Source organism: Caulobacter sp. CCG-8, assembly GCF_037402475.1.
GTDB lineage: Bacteria > Pseudomonadota > Alphaproteobacteria > Caulobacterales > Caulobacteraceae > Caulobacter.
Window position 1 is genome coordinate 42877 of sequence record NZ_JBBEUD010000015.1, and the last position, 16700, is coordinate 59576.

At 70.3% G+C, this 16700-nt stretch carries 17 protein-coding genes and 1 pseudogene; 6 read left to right on the top strand and 12 right to left on the bottom strand.

The window, feature by feature from the left end:
* Positions 1–14: 14 nt before the first annotated feature.
* The 4 genes from WAE60_RS15400 to recO all read right to left on the bottom strand — a co-directional run bounded on the left by WAE60_RS15400 (position 15) and on the right by recO (position 6347).
* Positions 15–1385 carry a serine hydrolase domain-containing protein gene (locus WAE60_RS15400; RefSeq protein WP_337687445.1) on the bottom strand — a complete coding sequence of 457 codons (1371 nt, stop codon included), beginning with the start codon at positions 1383–1385 and terminating at the stop codon, positions 15–17.
* 83 nt (positions 1386–1468) lie between these two features.
* Positions 1469–3745: a DNA topoisomerase IV subunit A gene (gene parC / locus WAE60_RS15405; protein WP_029912539.1), complete on the bottom strand. Its 2277-nt coding sequence runs from the start codon at positions 3743–3745 to the stop codon at positions 1469–1471.
* 88 nt (positions 3746–3833) lie between these two features.
* Positions 3834–5423 carry an alkaline phosphatase D family protein gene (locus WAE60_RS15410; RefSeq protein ID WP_337687446.1) on the bottom strand — a complete coding sequence of 530 codons (1590 nt, stop codon included), beginning with the start codon at positions 5421–5423 and terminating at the stop codon, positions 3834–3836.
* Between the two features lie 192 nt (positions 5424–5615).
* Positions 5616–6347, bottom strand: coding sequence for a DNA repair protein RecO (gene recO / locus WAE60_RS15415; protein ID WP_337687499.1), 732 nt, complete (start codon positions 6345–6347; stop codon positions 5616–5618).
* 162 nt (positions 6348–6509) lie between these two features.
* Here recO and WAE60_RS15420 point away from each other — a divergent pair, with 162 nt between their 5' ends.
* Together WAE60_RS15420 and WAE60_RS15425 are read left to right on the top strand one after the other, a co-directional pair.
* Positions 6510–7502 (top strand): hypothetical protein, encoded by a 993-nt coding sequence (locus WAE60_RS15420; protein ID WP_337687447.1) that lies wholly within the window; start codon positions 6510–6512, stop codon positions 7500–7502.
* A 210-nt stretch (positions 7503–7712) separates the two neighbouring features.
* Positions 7713–8954, top strand: a complete 1242-nt coding sequence (locus WAE60_RS15425; protein ID WP_337687448.1) for an MFS transporter — start codon at positions 7713–7715, stop codon at positions 8952–8954.
* On the opposite strand, the gene WAE60_RS15430 is transcribed toward WAE60_RS15425, so the two are convergent.
* Positions 8951–9826 (bottom strand): arylamine N-acetyltransferase, encoded by an 876-nt coding sequence (locus WAE60_RS15430; protein WP_337687449.1) that lies wholly within the window; start codon positions 9824–9826, stop codon positions 8951–8953. The two genes, WAE60_RS15425 and WAE60_RS15430, sit on opposite strands and share 4 nt — an antisense overlap.
* 47 nt (positions 9827–9873) lie before the next feature.
* Here WAE60_RS15430 and WAE60_RS15435 point away from each other — a divergent pair.
* A pseudogene (locus WAE60_RS15435) lies at positions 9874–10020 on the top strand (hypothetical protein); the annotation flags it as partial.
* A gap of 12 nt (positions 10021–10032) precedes the next feature.
* Here the strand turns inward: WAE60_RS15435 and era are convergent.
* From era to pyrE, 7 genes are all read right to left on the bottom strand, one after another.
* On the bottom strand, positions 10033–10989 hold the full coding sequence (era, locus tag WAE60_RS15440) for a GTPase Era (RefSeq protein WP_029912524.1): 957 nt from the start codon (positions 10987–10989) through the stop codon (positions 10033–10035).
* A 44-nt stretch (positions 10990–11033) separates the two neighbouring features.
* Complete coding sequence (locus tag WAE60_RS15445; RefSeq protein ID WP_337687450.1) at positions 11034–11315, bottom strand: hypothetical protein; 282 nt, start codon at positions 11313–11315, stop codon at positions 11034–11036.
* A gap of 5 nt (positions 11316–11320) precedes the next feature.
* On the bottom strand, positions 11321–12022 hold the full coding sequence (gene rnc, locus WAE60_RS15450; protein WP_337687451.1) for a ribonuclease III: 702 nt from the start codon (positions 12020–12022) through the stop codon (positions 11321–11323).
* Positions 12019–12867 carry a signal peptidase I gene (lepB, locus tag WAE60_RS15455; RefSeq protein WP_337687452.1) on the bottom strand — a complete coding sequence of 283 codons (849 nt, stop codon included), beginning with the start codon at positions 12865–12867 and terminating at the stop codon, positions 12019–12021. The genes rnc and lepB overlap by 4 nt, the downstream gene beginning before the upstream one ends.
* A 378-nt stretch (positions 12868–13245) precedes the next feature.
* On the bottom strand, positions 13246–13647 hold the full coding sequence (acpS, locus tag WAE60_RS15460; protein ID WP_029912514.1) for a holo-ACP synthase: 402 nt from the start codon (positions 13645–13647) through the stop codon (positions 13246–13248).
* Positions 13644–14399, bottom strand: a complete 756-nt coding sequence (locus tag WAE60_RS15465; RefSeq protein ID WP_029912511.1) for a pyridoxine 5'-phosphate synthase — start codon at positions 14397–14399, stop codon at positions 13644–13646. Before WAE60_RS15465 ends, acpS begins: the two co-directional genes overlap by 4 nt.
* Before the next feature lie 5 nt (positions 14400–14404).
* Positions 14405–14989, bottom strand: coding sequence for an orotate phosphoribosyltransferase (gene pyrE, locus WAE60_RS15470; protein ID WP_029912509.1), 585 nt, complete (start codon positions 14987–14989; stop codon positions 14405–14407).
* A gap of 137 nt (positions 14990–15126) precedes the next feature.
* Here pyrE and WAE60_RS15475 point away from each other — a divergent pair, with 137 nt between their 5' ends.
* The 3 genes from WAE60_RS15475 to kdsA are packed head-to-tail and all read left to right on the top strand — an operon-like array spanning position 15127 to position 16646.
* Complete coding sequence (locus tag WAE60_RS15475; protein WP_029912508.1) at positions 15127–15369, top strand: hypothetical protein; 243 nt, start codon at positions 15127–15129, stop codon at positions 15367–15369.
* Positions 15330–15749 (top strand): NUDIX domain-containing protein, encoded by a 420-nt coding sequence (locus tag WAE60_RS15480; protein WP_337687453.1) that lies wholly within the window; start codon positions 15330–15332, stop codon positions 15747–15749. The genes WAE60_RS15475 and WAE60_RS15480 overlap by 40 nt, the downstream gene beginning before the upstream one ends.
* Positions 15750–15794: 45 nt before the next feature.
* Entirely contained in the window at positions 15795–16646 is an 852-nt protein-coding gene (kdsA, locus tag WAE60_RS15485; RefSeq protein WP_337687454.1) for a 3-deoxy-8-phosphooctulonate synthase, read from the top strand.
* Positions 16647–16700 lie beyond the last annotated feature (54 nt).

Sequence of the window (16700 nt, forward strand, 5' to 3'; positions counted from 1 at the left end):
AATCAGCGCGCAGTTCAGCGGGACGACGTGTTCAGCCGCGCTTCCTTGACCGGCGGCTTCTCCAGCGCCTGGTAGACCACCGTGCGGGTGGTGGCGTCCAGGCCCGAGCCCACGCCGCCCAGGCGCTGGATCATGCCGATGAAGAACAGGTCGTTGCTGGGGTCGATCCAGAACCAGGTGCCGGCGCTGCCGCCCCAGCTGATCGTGCCCGGCCCCACCGGCGCGCCGGACAGGCGCGGGTCGACCGCCACCGCCACGTCCAGGCCGTAGCCCATGCCGGCGCTGAACGGGAACGGCTTCTGGTCGGGGCGCAGCACCCCCGCGGTGCCGTTGGTGGTGACCTGGAAGCTGGGCGGCAGGTGGTTCAGCCGCATCAGGGCCACGCTCTCGGGCGTCAGGATCCGCACCCCGTCCAGCGTCCCGCCGTTCAGGATCATCTGGGCGAAGCGCGCGAAGTCGCCGGCGGTGGACAGCAGCCCTCCCCCGCCCGACGGCGCGGCCGGCGGCTTGGTGACGTCGCGCCAGGGCCCCTCGACGGCCGGGATCAGCTTGCCGGTCGCAGGGTCGCCGTCATACAGCGCCGCCAGGCGCGGCAGCTTCTCGGGCGGGGCCCAGAAGGCCGTGTCCTTCATCTTCAGGGGACGGAAGATCCGCTCCTCCATGAACACCGGCAGGGTCTGGCCCGACAGGCGCTCGACGATCAGCCCCTGCAGGTCGGCGGCCACGCTGTAGCGCCACATCGTCCCCGGCTGGGCGTACATCGGCAGCATGCCCACCTTGCGCGCCAGATGGTCCAGGGTGTCGGACTGCAGGACCCCGGCCCGGAAATAGGCCTGGTCGGCCAGGCTGGCCGGATCGTCGGCCAGGCCGTAGGCGAAGCCGGCCGTGTGGGTCATCAGCTCGCGCATGGTCGGCGGCCGGCTGACCGGGGTCAGGATCGGCCGCCCCGCGGCGTCGACGCCCGAGGCCACGCGCAGCTCGGCCAGCTCGGGCAGGTATTCGGTGATCGGATCGTCCAGCCGCCACCGCCCCTCCTGATAGAGGATCAGCATCGCCACGCCGGTGACCGCCTTGGTCTCCGAGCGGATGCGGAAAAGGGCGTCGGCGGGCATGGCCTCGCCGGTCTCCAGGCTGCGCTTGCCGAAGGTCTTCAGCGACACGACCCGGCCGTGACGGCCCAGCACGGTGACGCCGCCGGCGATCTGCCCCTGGTCGACCAGGGCCTGCATCGTCTCGTCCAGCCTGCGCAGCTTCTCGGCCGAGAACCCCGCCGTCTCCGGCTTGGCCGCCAGGGGCAAGGGCGGCGCGGCGCCCGCGGCCCCGGCGGCGGCCAGGCCGAACAAGGCGGCCACGGCGCCGGCGGTGCGCTTGAGCACCGCATTCATGCGATCAGATCCTGTCATCCCGGATGAAGCCTAGCGGATATCCGGGACCGCCCAAAGCGCGGCGCTCGCGGCGGTCCCGGTCATCACTTCGGCCGGAACCGCTTGGACGTCGGGAAGCCCTTGGGCGACAGCTTGCCGGCCCCGGCCCGACGGCCGATCCAGTCCTTCCACTCAAGCCAGTCGCGGCGACGGCCGGCGGTGTCGATCCAGAAGGCGCCCGTCTCGGTGTTGAACGAGATCGCGTCGCGCAGGCCGCCCTCGCGGTAGGCCTGCAGCTTGACGCCCTTGCCGCGCGGCATTTCCGGCAGCTCCTCCAGCGGGAAGATCAGGATCTTGCCGTTGTCGCCGATCACCGCCACCTGGTCGCCGACGGCTTCCAGGCAGAAGGCCGCGCCGGCCGCGTCGACCGTCAGCACCTGCTTGCCGGCCTTGCGGTTGGCGATCGCCTCCTCTTCCGGCATCAGGAAGCCGTAGCCCTGCTTCGAGGCCAGGAAGCGCTTCCGCCCGGCCTTGAACGGGAACATGTCGATGATCTTCACCTTGTCGTCGAGGTCGATCATCATCCGCACGGGTTCGCCGTGGCCGCGCGCCGACGGCAGGTTGGCGCAGCTGATCGTGAAGAACCGGCCGTCGCTGGTGAACAGCAGCAGCTTATCGGTCGTCTCGGCCGGGGCCAGGAAGCCCAGCTTGTCGCCTTCCTTGAACTTCAGTTCGGACGGGTCTTCGATCTTGCCCTTGGCGGCGCGGATCCATCCGCGGTCCGACAGGATCACGGTGATCGCCTCGCGCACGATCATCGCCTCCATGGCCGCCTCGGCGTCGACCACCGGGGCGTCCGCGAAGATCGAGCGGCCGATCACGCCCGTCGGGCGCGGCTTGTCGTGCGGGTGGGCGATCTTGACCAGGACGGCGCGCACCTGGCGCAGGCCCGTGCCGACCAGGTCCCACTGCTTCTTGTCGCTGGCCAGCATGCCCAGGATGCCGTCGCGCTCTTCCACCAGCTCGGCGTGCTCGCGGCGGATCTCCATCTCCTCCAGCTTGGCCAGTTGGCGCAGGCGGGTGTTGAGGATGGCGTCGGCCTGGATCTCCGAGAGGGCGAAGGCCGCGATCAGCTTCTGCTTGGGCTCGTCCTCGTAGCGGACGATGCGGATCACCTCGTCCAGATTGAGGTAGGCGATCAGCAGGCCGTCCAGGATGTGCAGGCGGGCTTCGATCTTGGCCAGGCGGTGGCGGGCCCGGCGGGTCAGCACCTCGCGGCGGTGGGCCAGGAAGGCCATCAGGCACTGCTTGATGCCCATCACGCCCGGCGTGCCCTTGGCGTCCAGCACGTTGATGTTGACCGGGAAGCGGCTTTCCAGCGCCGAGAGCTTGAACAGGCTCTCCATCAGCACTTCGGGCTCGACGTTCTTGGACTTGGGCTCGAGGACCAGGCGGATGTCCTCGGCGCTCTCGTCGCGCACGTCGCCCAGCAGGGCGGCCTTCTTGCTGTCGATCAGGTCGGCCAGCTGCTCGACCAGGTCGGACTTCTTCACCTGGTACGGGATTTCGGTGACGACGATCTGGTAGGTGCCGCGGCCGGTGTCTTCCTTCTCCCAGCGGGCGCGGGTGCGCACACCGCCGCGACCGGTCTCGTAGGTCTCCAGCAGGCTCTCGCGGCCTTCGACGATCACGCCGCCGGTCGGGAAGTCCGGGCCCGGCACACGCTCCAGAATCTCGGCCGTCGTGGCGTCGGGATTGCTCAGCAGCAGCAGGCAGGCGTCGATCAGCTCGGCCGGGTTGTGCGGCGGGATCGAGGTGGCCATGCCCACGGCGATGCCCGAGCTGCCGTTGGCCAGCAGGTTCGGGAAGCCCGACGGCAGGACCACCGGCTCCTCGTCCTGGCCGTCGTAGGACGGCTTGAAGTCGACCGCGTCCTCGTCGATGCCGTCCAGCAGCAGCATGGCCGCGGCGGTCATCTTGCACTCGGTGTAGCGCATGGCGGCGGGGTTATCGCCGTCGATGTTCCCGAAGTTGCCCTGGCCGTCGACCAGCGGCACCCGCTGGGCGAAGTCCTGGGCCAGGCGGACCAGGGCGTCGTAGATCGACTGGTCGCCGTGCGGGTGGAAGTTACCCATCACCTCGCCGACCACCTTGGCGCACTTGCGCGCGGCGCCTTCGGGGTTGAGGCGCATGTTGTTCATCGCGTGCAGCACGCGACGGTGCACGGGCTTGAGGCCGTCACGCACGTCGGGCAGCGCCCGCGAGCCGATCGTCGACAGCGCATAGGCCAGGTAGCGCTTCGAAAGCGCCTCGCTCAGCGGCTCATCGAGGATGCGGCCGTCTTCCGGGCCGCCGGGGGGAGGTAGGACTGGTTTGTTCATCGGGGAGATTCGTTACGCGTGGCGGCCATCCTAGCCAATCCCGCGCGGCAAATCCCCCCTTCGAACGCGTTTTGTTCCTGTTTGCCCGTCAGGCCTCGACGAGGCGCGGATCGCCCGCCTCGATCGCCATCTTCTTGCGCGTGGTCAGGGCGCCGTCGCGGCGGGTGACGGCGTCCAGCACCTTGAACTCGGTGACCCAGCGCTTGTCCGTCACGTCGCAGATCGCGTAGCCGCGCTGGCTGTTGTTGAACTTCAACTGCGGGTTGGCGGCCTGGATCTTGGCGAAGGTCTCGGTCTGGTCCACGCCGTCGCCGCCCGAGGTGATCGAGGTGGTGACGAACTCGGTGGCGATCGGCCGGCCCTCGGGATGGGCGCCGTCCAGGTGCAGTTCGCCGGCGAAGTTCTGGTGCTCGTCGCCGGTCAGGACCACGGTGTTGGCGATCTTGCGGTCGCGGATCTGCTTGAGCAGCCGGTTGCGCGGCGTGCGGTAGCCGGCCCAGCTGTCGGGATTGACGACCACGCCCGGACCGGGGTCGCGGTCCAGGTCCATCATCATCACCTGCTGGGCCAGGACATTCCAGGTGGCCTTCGAGGCGGTCAGGCCATCGACCAACCACTTCTCCTGCCTCAGGCCGATCACCTCGGCCTCGGGGCGGTCGAGGGTGGCGCAGGCCACCTGCTTGTCGCCGCACGGCTGGTCGGTGCGGAACTGGCGGGTGTCCAGCAGGTTCAGCTCCAGCAGCTTGCCCCAGGCGGCGCGGCGATAAATCTGGATCGAGGTCCCGGCCGGGAACGACGAGGCCCTCAGCGGCATGTTCTCGTAATAGGCCTGGGCGGCGGCCTGGCGGCGCAGGTTGAAGATCTTGGGATCGGTGCCGTCCTGGTCGATGTCGGAGACCCAGTTGTTGTCGGTCTCGTGGTCGTCCCAGACCACGAACCAGGGCGCGGCGGCGTGGGCGGCCTGCAGGTCGGCGTCCATCTTGTACTGGGCGTAGCGGCGGCGGTAGTCGTCCAGGCTGTAGATCTCGCCGCCGAAGTGCTGGCGGGCGTTCTCGCGCGGGCCGTCGGCGCTGTTCCACATCCGGTTGCCGCGGCCCTCGTAGATGTAGTCGCCGTAGTGGAAGACGAAGTCCGGGGCGTCCTGCGCCATCTTGCGGAAGGCGGTGTAGTAGCCCTGCTCGTAGTTCTGGCAGCCGACGACGGCGAAGCGGGCGCGGTCCAGGGCGGCGCCGGCGGCCGGGGCGGTGCGGGCCCGCCCGGTCAGGCTGCGCTCCTTGCCGGCCATGAAGCGGTACCAGTAGTCGCGGCCGGCCTCGAGCCCCGCGACCTCGACGTGGACGCTGTGGCCCAGCTCGGGCGTCGCCACGGCGGTCCCCTTGGCGACCACGGTCTTGAAGCCGCGATCGGCGGCCACTTCCCAGTCGACGGCGACCGGGGCCGTCGGCATGCCGTAGCCGATCTCGAAGGGCTCGGGGGCCAGGCGGGTCCAGATCACGAAGCCGTCCGGCCAGGGATCGCCCGAGGCCACGCCCAGCTGGAACGGGTACTGGGCGAACACCGCCTGGGCGAAGGCCTGCTCGCCGATCAGCGGGATCGACAGGGCGGTGACGGCTGAAGCCCCGAAGGTCTTGAGCAGCCGGCGGCGGTTCAGGGCGTAGCGGTCGAGGACGAGGGACATGGCGGGACTCCGAAACTCGAGTCCCGATAGCCGCGCATTGTGACGGTTCGTCCCTTTAAGCCGCTCATCCCGGCGAATGCCGGGACCCAGATCCAAAGGCGGTGTGGGTGACTGGACGAACTCTACGCTCCTGGCGTCAGCCCCAGACCCATTCCATCTGGGTCCTGGCATTCGCCGGGATGAGCGGAGTTTTTAGAGCCTCCCCGCCTCGCCCAGCCGGTCCAGCAGCCAGACGCGAGCCGGCGGCAGCGGCCGGTTCAGCGGGTGGAACACGAACTGCTCGAGGAAGTGGCCCGTGATGTCCAGGCCCGCCTTGACGTCGCCGTCGGTCAGGCCGCCCTGGGCCGACAGCATGAACGGCGGCAGGGGCAGGAGCTTGTCGTGATAGGGCCGCCCGGCCTCGCGGCTGACCGCCCGGCCGGTGCGCGGGCTGACATAGACCAGGTCGTCCAGCGCGCCGGTGGCGGCGCATTTCGAAAGGTCCAGGCCGAAGCCCAGGTCCTGCAGCAGCCCGGCCTCGAACCGCACATAGACCGCCGGCCAGATCTCCGGGATGGCCAGGGCGGCGATCAGGGCCTCCAGGGCGTGGAACGCGCCGGGATGGGCCTCGCGCTCCGGCAGGGCCCCGGCGGCGACGGCGGCGGCGGCCGACAGGCCCGACAGGGCCAGGGGCTCGTCGAACAGCGAAGCCGGCCCCTCGCCGATCGGTTCGAGACTGGCCGCCCCCAGCTGGTCGCTGACCCGGGCGCGGTAGCGCGCGATGACCTTGGCCCCCGCCTGCAGGAACGGCTTCATCCGCCGCGAGGCCGCGCCCGAGACGTGGGCCGCGAACTTGCCCCGCTCCTGGGTCAACAGCTCGACGATCGCCCCGGTCTCGCCATGGGCGCGCGCCGACAGCACGAAGGCCTCGTCTTCCCACTCCATCAGGCGGTCTTGGTCGCGGAACAAAACATGGACTCTCCATACGACGTCGCGATCCCGGCGCCGAGCCGAAAGTCCGCCGTCACCTCCGGACGCGCGAAGCCTATTGCCTGCCCTAAGGTTGATCCGCTAGCCAGGAGCTCGCACAGCGGGGGAGTGCAGGTCATGAGCGAAGAGTCGCTGGTCGCGTCGCGCGTCTACAGCCGCAAGCTGGACAAGCCGCCGGCCACTTGGCCGGCCCTCGCCGTGACCGTGCTGATCGGCATGGGCCTGGCGATCGCCTACAGCCTGCGCCTGCAAGGCCTGGACGGCGAACGCTTCGACCTGTCGGACCTGATCAACACCCGGTTCCTGTTCAGCATCGTGCCCTGCGCCCTGATCAGCCTGGCGCTGTGGGCCCTGCTCTATTTCGGCTATGTCCGCTCGCGCGACGCCACCCGGGGGCCGATCTATTTCAACATCCTGGCGCCGTGCGTCTTCGCCGCCTCGCTGCTGTCGCCCGTGGTCCTGCACGGCGTGCGCACGGTCGAGCACCAGATCGACCTGCACAAGGCCCGCGAGGCCTGGGCCACCGTGCCGGGCCTGAAGACCGAGCTGGCGGCGATCGCGGCCAAGGACCGGGCCGGCGACACGGCCGCCCTGTCCGTCCTGAACCCTCGGCTGAAGGCCACCGACCAGCGGCTGGTGGTCTCGCCGGTGACCATCGGCTCGCCCGCCGACGTCCGCGCCCTGACCGCCCGCCTGCGCGGGACCCTGGACGCCGTCGCCCAGGCCGAGATCGACGACGCCAGGCGCTGGAAGGAGACCCGGGTCGCGATCGACGAAGCCCTGCGGCGCGCGGACCCGCCGCCGCTGGTCCGCGACTACGTCCTGGCCCGGCTGGACGAGGACACCAAGGTCGCTGTCGCCCGCCACGGCGCCGAGGCCGACCTGCGCGACCGGACCTATGCCGAGACCCTGGCCGCCCTGGACGTCTTCGCCAAGGCCGACGGGCTGTGGCGCTCGGACGGCGACAACCTGATGTTCGCCCGCCAATCCGACGTCGACGCCATCGAGGAGCACCTGAACAACGCCGAGCGCCTGCGGCGGCGGCTGTTCGACTTCCCGCCCGAGCCCCTGCCCCACCAGAGCTGGTCGCGGCCGCCGCCGGGAGTCTAGGCGCGGCCGCACGCTCCATATTCGAATCCCTGAACCCTGACTTGAGCCTCGCTGCTGCGAGCCAGGCCATGCGCCTGGCCACCCAGAAATGCTGGACGCACTCCGGGGAAATTTGGACTCAGGGCGCCCGGGCGGCCGGCTCGGTGCAGCCCTATCTCAGCGGCCACAGTTGCTTGAACCGCCCCAGGGGGGCGGCCGCCGGAGATCGCCATGGACGGCTCGACCATCGCCCGACCCACGCAGGACGCTTCGAGCCCGATCGGCGAGCCTGAAACACCGGCCCTCTGGACCGCGATCGGCGCCCTGGCCCTGGGCGTCTTCGCCCTGGTGACCTCCGAATTCCTGCCGGCCAGCGTGCTGACGCCCCTGGCGGCCGATCTCGGCGTCAGTGTCGGCGCGGCGGGGCAAGCGGTCACCGCCACGGCCGTCGTCGGGGCGATCGCCGCGCCGCTGACGCCGGTGCTGACCGGACGCCTGGACCGGCGGCTGGTGCTGCTGGGCCCGATGGGGCTGCTCTGCGCCTCGAACCTGCTGACGGTCTTCGCCGCCAACCTGCCGACCCCCCTGGTCGCCCGAATCCTGCTGGGCGCCAGCCTGGGCGGCTTCTGGTCGATGGCCGCGGCCCTGGCCATGCGCCTCGTGCCAGCCCGAGCTCTTCCCAGGGCGATGTCGATCGTCTTCACGGGCGTGTCGGTGGCGACGGTCTCGGCCGCGCCGGTCGGCGCCTATGTCAGCGACACCCTGGGCTGGCGGGCGGCCTTCGTGATCGCCGGCGTGGTCGGAGGGCTGGCCCTCCTGGCCCAGGTGCTGACCCTGCCGAGACTGGCCCCGACGGCCCCGCCGCGCCTGCGCGGCCTGCTGGAGGTGGCGCGCCGGCCCAGCGTCGCGGTCGCGCTGGTCGGCGTGCTGCTGGTGATCTCCGGCCACTTCGCGGGCTTCACCTATGTGCGGCCGGTGCTGGAGCAGGTCACGCACCTGGAGGTCGGCGCGATCTCGCTGGTGCTGCTGGCCTTCGGCGTCGCCGGCTTCTTCGGCAACTTCGCCGGCGCCTTCCTGGCCGAGCGAGATCCTCGCCTGGCCGTGCTGGGCGGGGCGGGCCTGGTCGCCGTCGCGGCCGTCGCGCTGGTCACCCTGGGCGCTTGGCCGCTGGTCGCGGCGGCGGCCCTGACCGTCTGGGGCTTCGCCTTCGCCATGCTGCCCGTCGGCTTCCAGTCGTGGGCCACCTCGGAAGCCGCCGACCAGGCCGAGCTGGCGGGAGGCCTGCTGACCTCGACCTTCCAGGTGGCGATCGCCATGGGCGCGGTCTTCGGCGGCGTGCTGGTGGACGGCCTGGGGCCGGTCAGCGCCGCGGCCTACGCCGCCCTGACCGCCGCCCTGGGCGTGGGCCTGGTCCTCGCCGCACGGCGCGAGCGCAAGGCGCCGATCGCCGCCCCGTGCGAGGCCTGCTCCTAGGCCGGCGCGCCCCAGGCCACGATCTTCTCGATCAGCGGCCGCCATTCGGGCTGGACCGGCAGGCCGATCACGTCGCGCAGGGCCGTTTCCAGCTCGTCGGCCGACAGGTCGCGCTGCTCGACCAGGGCGCCGGCCGCGTCGCGGTGCGTCAGGCGGTTGTTCTTCAGGGCGTAGCGCGCGTCGGGCGTCACCCGACCCGCCGTCAGGCTCCAGGTGAAGTGCGAGGCGGGATGGGCGTAGGTGTAGAAATTGGCCTGCTCGTAGTCCTGGTCGGCCCAAAGGCCGCTGGGGGCCACCTGGTAGGTCGCCGCCCACTTGCCCGACAAGTCGGCCTGGACCTGCCGCTCGCCGCCCAGCTCGTCGACCGGCAGGATGCGGAAGTCGCCGTTGGGCGTGGCCTGCACCTCGTCGGAAAACAGCCGCAGGGGCGCGGTCAGCACGCAGCCGCCGAACCCCACGTCGGCCAGCCAGACCGTGTCGTCGCCCGGAACCCGCACGGCCAGCACCATGTGCGAGCGCGGACGCGGCGGCAGGTGCTCGGGGACCATCCACAGCACCCGCGCCATCAGGCCGCCGACCTCGAAGCCCAGGGCCGTCAGCACGCGCTTGAACAGGCCGTTCTGCTCGTAGCAGTAGCCCCCGCGCCGGGCCGTGATCAGCTTGGCGTCGATGGCGGCCGGATCCAGGCTGATCGCCTTGCCCAGCAGGACGTCGATGTTCTCGAAGGCGATGGCGTCCGGGTGCTTCTGGTGCAGGGCGCGCAGCACCGCCAGGGTCGGCTCGCGCGGGCCGTCATAGCCGATGCGGGCGAAATAGGCGTCGAGATCGACCGAAGCGGAAGCGGGCGTGATGGCGGTGTCGAGTTTGGTCACGGCGGCGCTGCTTCCCTGCTTGTTGTCGCGCTGAGATCGGGGCGCGTATCGCCAAATCAAGGCTCGGTCAAAAACGTTGTCATCCCGGCCGCAGCGAAGCGGAGAGCCGGGACCCAGGGGACTGGGCGAATGCGGTGCGGCCGCCCCTGGGTCCCGGACAGCCTCTGCGAGGCTTCCGGGATGACACCCTTTTTGGAGGGCCTTCCCTAGACGTCGAAATCCAGGCCCATGTCGTTGAACAGGCCGCGTTCCTCGGCCCAGTTCTCCTTGACCTTCACGTGCAGGAACAGGTGGACCTTGCGGTCGAGGATGTCCTCCAGCTCCTCGCGGGAGGCCTTGCCGATCCACTTGATCACCTCGCCGCCCTTGCCCAGGACGATGGCGCGCTGGCCGTCGCGCTCGACATAGATGGTCTGCTCGATGCGGGCGCTGCCGTCGGGACGCTCCTGGAAGGCGGTCGTCTCGACCGAGGCGGCGTAGGGCAGCTCCTCGTGGACGCGGAGATAGATCTTCTCGCGGGTGATCTCGGCGGCCAGCAGGCGGGCCGGCAGGTCGGCGGTCTGGTCTTCCGGATAGAGCCAGGGGCCCTCCGGCATCAGCGAGGCCAGCTTGGCCATCAGATCGTCGACGCCCGCGCCCGTGGAGGCGCTGATCATGAAGACTTCCGAATAGGCGCCGGTGTCGAACAGCTCCTGGGTGACGGCCAGCAGGGTGTCGCGCTTGACGCCGTCGATCTTGTTCAGCGCCAAGATCACCTGGCGGCCGGCGGCCTTGATGCCCTCGATGATGGTCTGGACGTCCTGGCTGGAGCGGTGCTCGCCCGGCGTGGCGCGGCGCTCGCGCACGGCCAGCTCGGCCTGCACGTCGACCAGGTGGACGACGACCTCGGAATCCTCGGCGCCGGCCCAGGCGGACCGGACCATGGCGCGGTCCAGGCGGCGGCGCGGGGTGAAGATGCCAGGGGTGTCGACCAGGACGATCTGGGTGTTCCCGGTGATGGCCACGCCGCGCACGGGGAAGCGCGTCGTCTGGACCTTCTGGGTGACGATCGAGACCTTGGCGCCGACCATGCGGTTGACCAGGGTGGACTTGCCGGCGTTCGGAGCGCCGATGATGGCGGCGAACCCGGCGCGGGTGTTTTGTTCGGGGGTATGTTCAGTCATTGCGCGTGCGTGTAGCACCGATGGGGCTCGGGGGCGACCTACGGTTAGGGCAAGCGCTGACAACGCCCGTCGATCCAACTGCCGCTGTTCTCGGCGCAAGCGTAGTGGTTGAGGAAATCGAGGTGGCGCAGGTACAGGGCCAACCCACCGCCGGCGGTTAGGACAGCGAGGATGACCAAGACGATCAGCAGACGAAAGTGAAGGCGACGCTTGGCCCTCCATTTCTCAAACTGTTCATCGAAGTCTGGCGGAAGTGTCACCCCATCGCGGGCTTCCGCCATGCGTCGAAAGTTTTCCTCCCGATCGGCCGCGGAACGGCGCTTCATGTCCGCTAGCCCCCCGCCCCTTCCCGCTCCAGCAGCGCCTTGGCGGCGGCCTTCTCGGCCTCCTGCCGCGACTTGCCCTTGGCGATGGCGGGGTCGACGCCCTTGACCGAGGCCTCGACGGTGAACACCGGCGCGTGGTCCGGGCCCGTACGATCCAGGACGCGATAGGACGGCAGCGGCTTGCCCTTGCCCTGCGCCCATTCCTGCAGCGCGGTCTTGGGGTCGCGGGGCTTGCCCTGGTTGGCGCGCTCGAACTCGTCGGTCCACAGGTCCAGGAACACGCGGCGCGCCGTTTCCAGCCCGCCGTCGCGGTACAGCGCCGCCATCAGGGCCTCCGCGGCGCCGGCCAGGATCGAGTCGGTCTCGCGGCCGCCGATCTTGCTGGACGAGGCCGACAGGCGCAGGGCCGGGCCCAGCTGGGCGGCGCGGGCCACCCGGGCGCAGGTCTCGCGGCTGACCAGGGCGTTCAGGCGCGGGGCCAGCTCGCCTTCCTTGGCCTTGGGGAAGCGCTCGGCCAGGGCCTCGGCGGCCAGCAGGCCCAGCACGCGGTCGCCGATGAACTCCAGCACCTCGTTGTCGCCGGTCTTCTTGGCCCCGTCGCCCACGCTAGCGTGGGTCAGGGCCAGCTCCAGCAGCTGGCGGTCCTGGAACGTGTGACCGATCCGGCGCTCCAGGTCGCCGACGGCGACGGCGCGCCGGTCTGTCACTTGAGGACGCGGAAGAAGCGGCTCGGACGGGCGTCCAGGAACCAGGTCCACGGCTTGAACAGGTGGGCGTCGGCGTTCCACGACAGCAGGATCAGCTGGGCGCGGCCCACCAGGTTCTCGGCCGGCACGAAGCCCACGCCTTCCTGCATGCCGATGTACTGGTCGTTGGCGAAGTCCCACTTGCAGGCGCCCGAACCGGTCTTGAAGGCCGAGACGCCCGGGTCGAAGCGGCTGTCCAGCGAGTTGTCGCGGTTGTCGCCCATGAAGAAGTAGCAGTTCTCGGGCACCGTATAGACGCCGGTGTTGTCGGCCTCGCTGTCGGGGCCGTAGTCCTGGGTGGCGTACTTGCGGCCTTCGGGATTGGTCTCCTCGAAGCGGCCGGCGCGGATGGTGCCGTAGCCGGTGTCGACCAGGGCCGAGGGCAGCTCCTTGCGCTCCAGGGCCTTGCCGTTGATGTAGACCACGCCGCCGCGCACCTGGACCTTGTCGCCGGGCAGGCCGATCAGGCGCTTGATGTAGTCGACGTGCGGGTCGCGCGGCAGCTTGAAGACGATGATGTCGCCGCGCCTGGGCGCCTTGCCGAGGATGCGGCCGTCGAACAGGCCCGGGCTGAACGGGATCGAGTGCTTGGACCAGCCGTAGCTGTACTTCGAGACGATGATGTAGTCGCCCTGGTAGAGGTTGGGCTCCATCGAGGCCGACGGGATCGTGAACGGCTGGAACAGCAGCACCCGCAGCACCAGGGCGATGCCCAGGGCGTAGGCGACCGTCTTGACGATCTCGATGAACTCCTTGACCGCCCCGGCCTTGTCGTCGGGGGTTTCGATGTCGGCGGCTTCGGTCATGCGCTGTAGGGCTCTCGACGGAATGGGCTGCGGGCGAACCCGACGCGCCTAGCTAGACGGGGTTTACGACGGGGGCAAGCGCGGCGCCCGTTAACTCGCCTTCATGGCGAGGGCGTGGCGACGCAGCGCCCCCTCACAGCTTGACCGTGCGATACGGGCTCAAATTGTGGCGAACACCGCCGCCAGCACCAGGGCGAAGAAGCCCCAGCCGACCAGCAGCCAGGCGAACGGCCTTTGCTGCCAGGGCATCAGTTGGCGCCTGCGACGCGCCGGTTGGGCCTGCTTGCCTTCGATATCGCTCCAGATCGCCATGTGGGTCCCCCGTCCCAGAACGGCGCCGTTTCAGGCGCTCCGGGATCGGAGGTGCAAGGCGGGGGCCTAGACCGTCGGCACCGCCTCGATGATCACGAAGGCCTGGGCGTAGGGATGGTCGTCGGTCAGGGACAGGTGGATCACCGGGGTCATGCCCTCGGGGACCATCCTGGCCAGGCGCTCGGCCGCGCCGCCGGTCAGGGCCATGGTCGGCTTGCCGGACGGCAGGTTGACCACGCCCATGCCCGCCAGGTGCACCCCGCCCTTCAGCCCCGTGCCCAGGGCCTTGGAGCAGGCCTCCTTGGCGGCGAAGCGCTTGGCGTAGCTGGAGGCGCGGTCGGGCTTGCGCTCGGACCGCTTGCGCTCGATCTCGGTGAAGACCTTGTTGGTGAAGCGGTCGCCGAAGCGCTCGAGGGACTTCTCGATCCGGCGGATGTCGCACAGGTCCGAGCCGATCCCGATGATCACGCCGCTTGCTCCAGGCGAGCCGCGTCCATGAGCGCCCGCATGCGCTGCATGGCCTGGGGCAGGCCCACGAAGATCGCCTCGCCGATCAGGAAGTGGCCGATGTTCAGCTCGGCGATCTGCGGGATGGCGGCGATCGGCTTGACCGTGGCGTAGTCGATGCCGTGGCCGGCGTGGACTTCCAGGCCCAGGTCGGCGGCCAGGGCGGCGCCGGCCTTCAGGCGCTCCAGGATCGCGGCGGCCTTGTCGGCGTGGCCCTCGCGGGCGGCGTCGCAATAGGCGCCGGTGTGCAGTTCCACCACCTGGGCCCCGGCCTCGACCGAGGCGCGGATCTGGACCGGATCGGCCTCGATGAACAGCGAGACCCGCGCCCCGACGGTGCGCAGGCGCGCCGTGGCGTCGGCGATGCGGTTGGCGCCCTTCACGACGTCGAGGCCGCCCTCGGTGGTGACCTCCTCGCGGCGCTCGGGCACCAGGCAGGCGGCGTGCGGGCGGGCCTGCAGGGCGATGCCGACCATCTCGTCGGTGACCGCCATCTCGAAGTTCAGCGGCTTGCCGCGCTTGAGGCACAGGTCGGTCAGCAGGGCGATGTCGGCGTCGCTGATGTGGCGACGGTCTTCCCGCAGGTGGGCGGTGATGCCGTCGGCGCCGGCCGCCAGGGCCAGTTCGGCGGCCCGCACCGGTTCCGGATAGCTGGACCCGCGCGCGTTGCGGATCGTGGCCACGTGGTCGATGTTGACGCCGAGCCGCAGCATGCCGGTCAGCCCTTCAGACGCCGGCTGCCCGGGTCCTCGATCGGGATGGCGGCCAGTTCGGGCGGCAGGGCGTCGGCCGGATAGGCCGGGACTTCCAGGCTGGCCAGGGCCACCAGCGGCACGCCGACGTCGGCCTTGCCGCCCGAGCGGTCGACGATGCAGGCCGCGGCGATCACCTCGCCGCCGGCTTCCTGGATCGCGGCGATGCACTCGCGCGACGACAGGCCGGTGGTGACGATGTCCTCGACCATCACGACCTTCTGGCCGGGCTCGAGGTGGAAGCCGCGGCGGAACTTGAAGCCGCCGCCCTCGCGCTCGACATAGATCGAGGCGACGTCCAGCCAGCGGGCGGTCTCGTAGCCGGGGATGATCCCGCCGACGGCCGGCGACACCGCCACGTCGGGCTTGCCGACCGTGGCGACGATCTTCTCGGCCAGGGCCTTGCAGAGGCGCGCGCAGCGCTCGGGCCGCATGAACACCAGGTTCTTCTGCAGGAAGACGGGGCTGTGCAGGCCGGAGGACAGCACGAAGTGGCCTTCGCGCAGGGCGCCGGCGGCGCGGAATTCGTCGAGGACGTCGTCGTTGGTCATGAGAGGTGGATATAGCGAACCCGTGCGAGTCTACAAACCGCGACGCGCCGGATCGCCCGAGAAGGGAACAACGGCGAAGCTCGCGCGCTGTGGTGTGGTCCCCGCGTGCGCGGGGCGGGACGACCCAGGGGCTTCCCATGACCGAATACACCGTCGCGACCTCGGCCAACCTCTTCCACAAGGCCGCCGAACTCGACCTGTTGGCCATGCGCGCGGACGGTTCCGTCCACGCCGACGTCTATCAGCGCCTGGCCGACATGAACCGTGTCGCGGCCGCCTTCGCCAAGATCGGCGAGACCCTGGACTGGCGCGACGCGCAGGCCGGTGTAGGGAAGGACGCATGTCCGATGAATCATCCGTCCCTCTCCGCCCTCGCATAGGCTGCGGCGCCGCCATCCTCGACGGCCAGGGCCGCATCCTGCTGGTTCAGCGCAAGCGGCAGCCCGAGGCTGGCCACTGGGGCCAACCCGGCGGCAAGCTGGACTGGGGCGAGAGCGGCCGGACCTGCGCCGAACGCGAGATCCTGGAGGAGCTGGGGATCACCATCGTCGCCGGTCCCGTGCTGTGCGTCACCGACATGATCGCCGACGACAGCCACTGGGTGGCCGTCACCTACCGCGCCGACGGCTGCGTGGGCGAACCGGCGATCCAGGAGCCGCAGGCCCTGGCCGACTGGGGCTGGTTCCCGCTGGGCGCCCTGCCCTCGCCCCTCACCGCCGCGACGCTCGACGCGGTCGCCGCCCTGGCTTCAAAGGTTTAGAGCGGGCATAAGCGGCCGCAAATCGTCTTCCCCAGGAACACCGCCATGTCCGTCGTCACCCTCAAGCGCTGGAACATCTCGATGGGCGCCGGCCAGCCTCTGGCCGTGATCGCCGGCCTGAACGTGCTGGAGAACCTGGACCTGGCCCTGGAGGTCGGGCGCGAGCTCAAGGCGGTCACCGCCGAGCTGGGCCTGCCCTATGTGTTCAAGGCCAGCTTCGACAAGGCCAACCGCTCGTCGATCACCAGCTACCGCGGTCCGGGCCTGAAGGACGGCCTGGCCATGCTGGCCGAGGTCAAGGCCAAGCTGGACGTGCCGATCGCCACCGACATCCACGAGGTCGACCAGGCCGAGCCGGTCGCCGCCGTCGCCGACCTGGTGCAGATCCCCGCCTTCCTGTGCCGCCAGACCGACCTGATCGTGGCCGCCTCGCGCGCCACCGCCGCCCAGGGCGGCTGGCTGCACGTCAAGAAGGCCCAGTTCATCGCTCCCTGGGACTGCAAGAACATCGTCCACAAGGCCCGCGAGGCCGCGCCGGACCTGCAGATCGTGCTGTGCGAGCGCGGCGCCTCGTTCGGCTACAACAACCTGGTGGTCGACATGCTGGGCATCGGGCAGATGCAGAGCCTGGGCGTGCCGGTGACCATCGACGCCACCCACGCCGTCCAGCTGCCGGGCGCCGACCCGCGCACCAGCGGCGGCTCGACGGGCGGCCGCCGCGAGGGCGTACCGATCATCGCCAAGGCCGCCGTGGCGGCCGGCGCCGACGGCGTGTTCCTTGAATTCCACACCGATCCCGACAAGGCCCTGTGCGACGGTCCCAGCTGCCTGCCCCTCACCGACGCGGCGGGCCTGCTCAAGACGCTGAAGACCCTGCACGCGGCCGTACGCGCCTAGGGCCGGAGCTTTTTCCAGCAAGCGGCGTTATAGCGAAGCTGTTCGCCGCGTCGC

Excerpts from the sequence above, each read along its gene's own strand:
- WAE60_RS15410 (WP_337687446.1), bottom strand. The coding sequence starts at position 5,423 with ATGTCCCTCGTCCTCGACCGCTACGCCCTGAACCGCCGCCGGCTGCTC.
- WAE60_RS15400 (WP_337687445.1), bottom strand. The coding sequence starts at position 1,385 with ATGAATGCGGTGCTCAAGCGCACCGCCGGCGCCGTGGCCGCCTTGTTC.
- pyrE (WP_029912509.1), bottom strand. The coding sequence starts at position 14,989 with ATGACCAACGACGACGTCCTCGACGAATTCCGCGCCGCCGGCGCCCTG.
- lepB (WP_337687452.1), bottom strand. The coding sequence starts at position 12,867 with ATGACCGAAGCCGCCGACATCGAAACCCCCGACGACAAGGCCGGGGCG.
- kdsA (WP_337687454.1), top strand. The coding sequence starts at position 15,795 with ATGTCCGTCGTCACCCTCAAGCGCTGGAACATCTCGATGGGCGCCGGC.
- parC (WP_029912539.1), bottom strand. The coding sequence starts at position 3,745 with ATGAACAAACCAGTCCTACCTCCCCCCGGCGGCCCGGAAGACGGCCGC.
- WAE60_RS15465 (WP_029912511.1), bottom strand. The coding sequence starts at position 14,399 with ATGCTGCGGCTCGGCGTCAACATCGACCACGTGGCCACGATCCGCAAC.
- WAE60_RS15420 (WP_337687447.1), top strand. The coding sequence starts at position 6,510 with ATGAGCGAAGAGTCGCTGGTCGCGTCGCGCGTCTACAGCCGCAAGCTG.
- era (WP_029912524.1), bottom strand. The coding sequence starts at position 10,989 with ATGACTGAACATACCCCCGAACAAAACACCCGCGCCGGGTTCGCCGCC.
- WAE60_RS15475 (WP_029912508.1), top strand. The coding sequence starts at position 15,127 with ATGACCGAATACACCGTCGCGACCTCGGCCAACCTCTTCCACAAGGCC.
- recO (WP_337687499.1), bottom strand. The coding sequence starts at position 6,347 with ATGGAGTGGGAAGACGAGGCCTTCGTGCTGTCGGCGCGCGCCCATGGC.
- WAE60_RS15480 (WP_337687453.1), top strand. The coding sequence starts at position 15,330 with ATGTCCGATGAATCATCCGTCCCTCTCCGCCCTCGCATAGGCTGCGGC.
- WAE60_RS15445 (WP_337687450.1), bottom strand. The coding sequence starts at position 11,315 with ATGAAGCGCCGTTCCGCGGCCGATCGGGAGGAAAACTTTCGACGCATG.
- WAE60_RS15425 (WP_337687448.1), top strand. The coding sequence starts at position 7,713 with ATGGACGGCTCGACCATCGCCCGACCCACGCAGGACGCTTCGAGCCCG.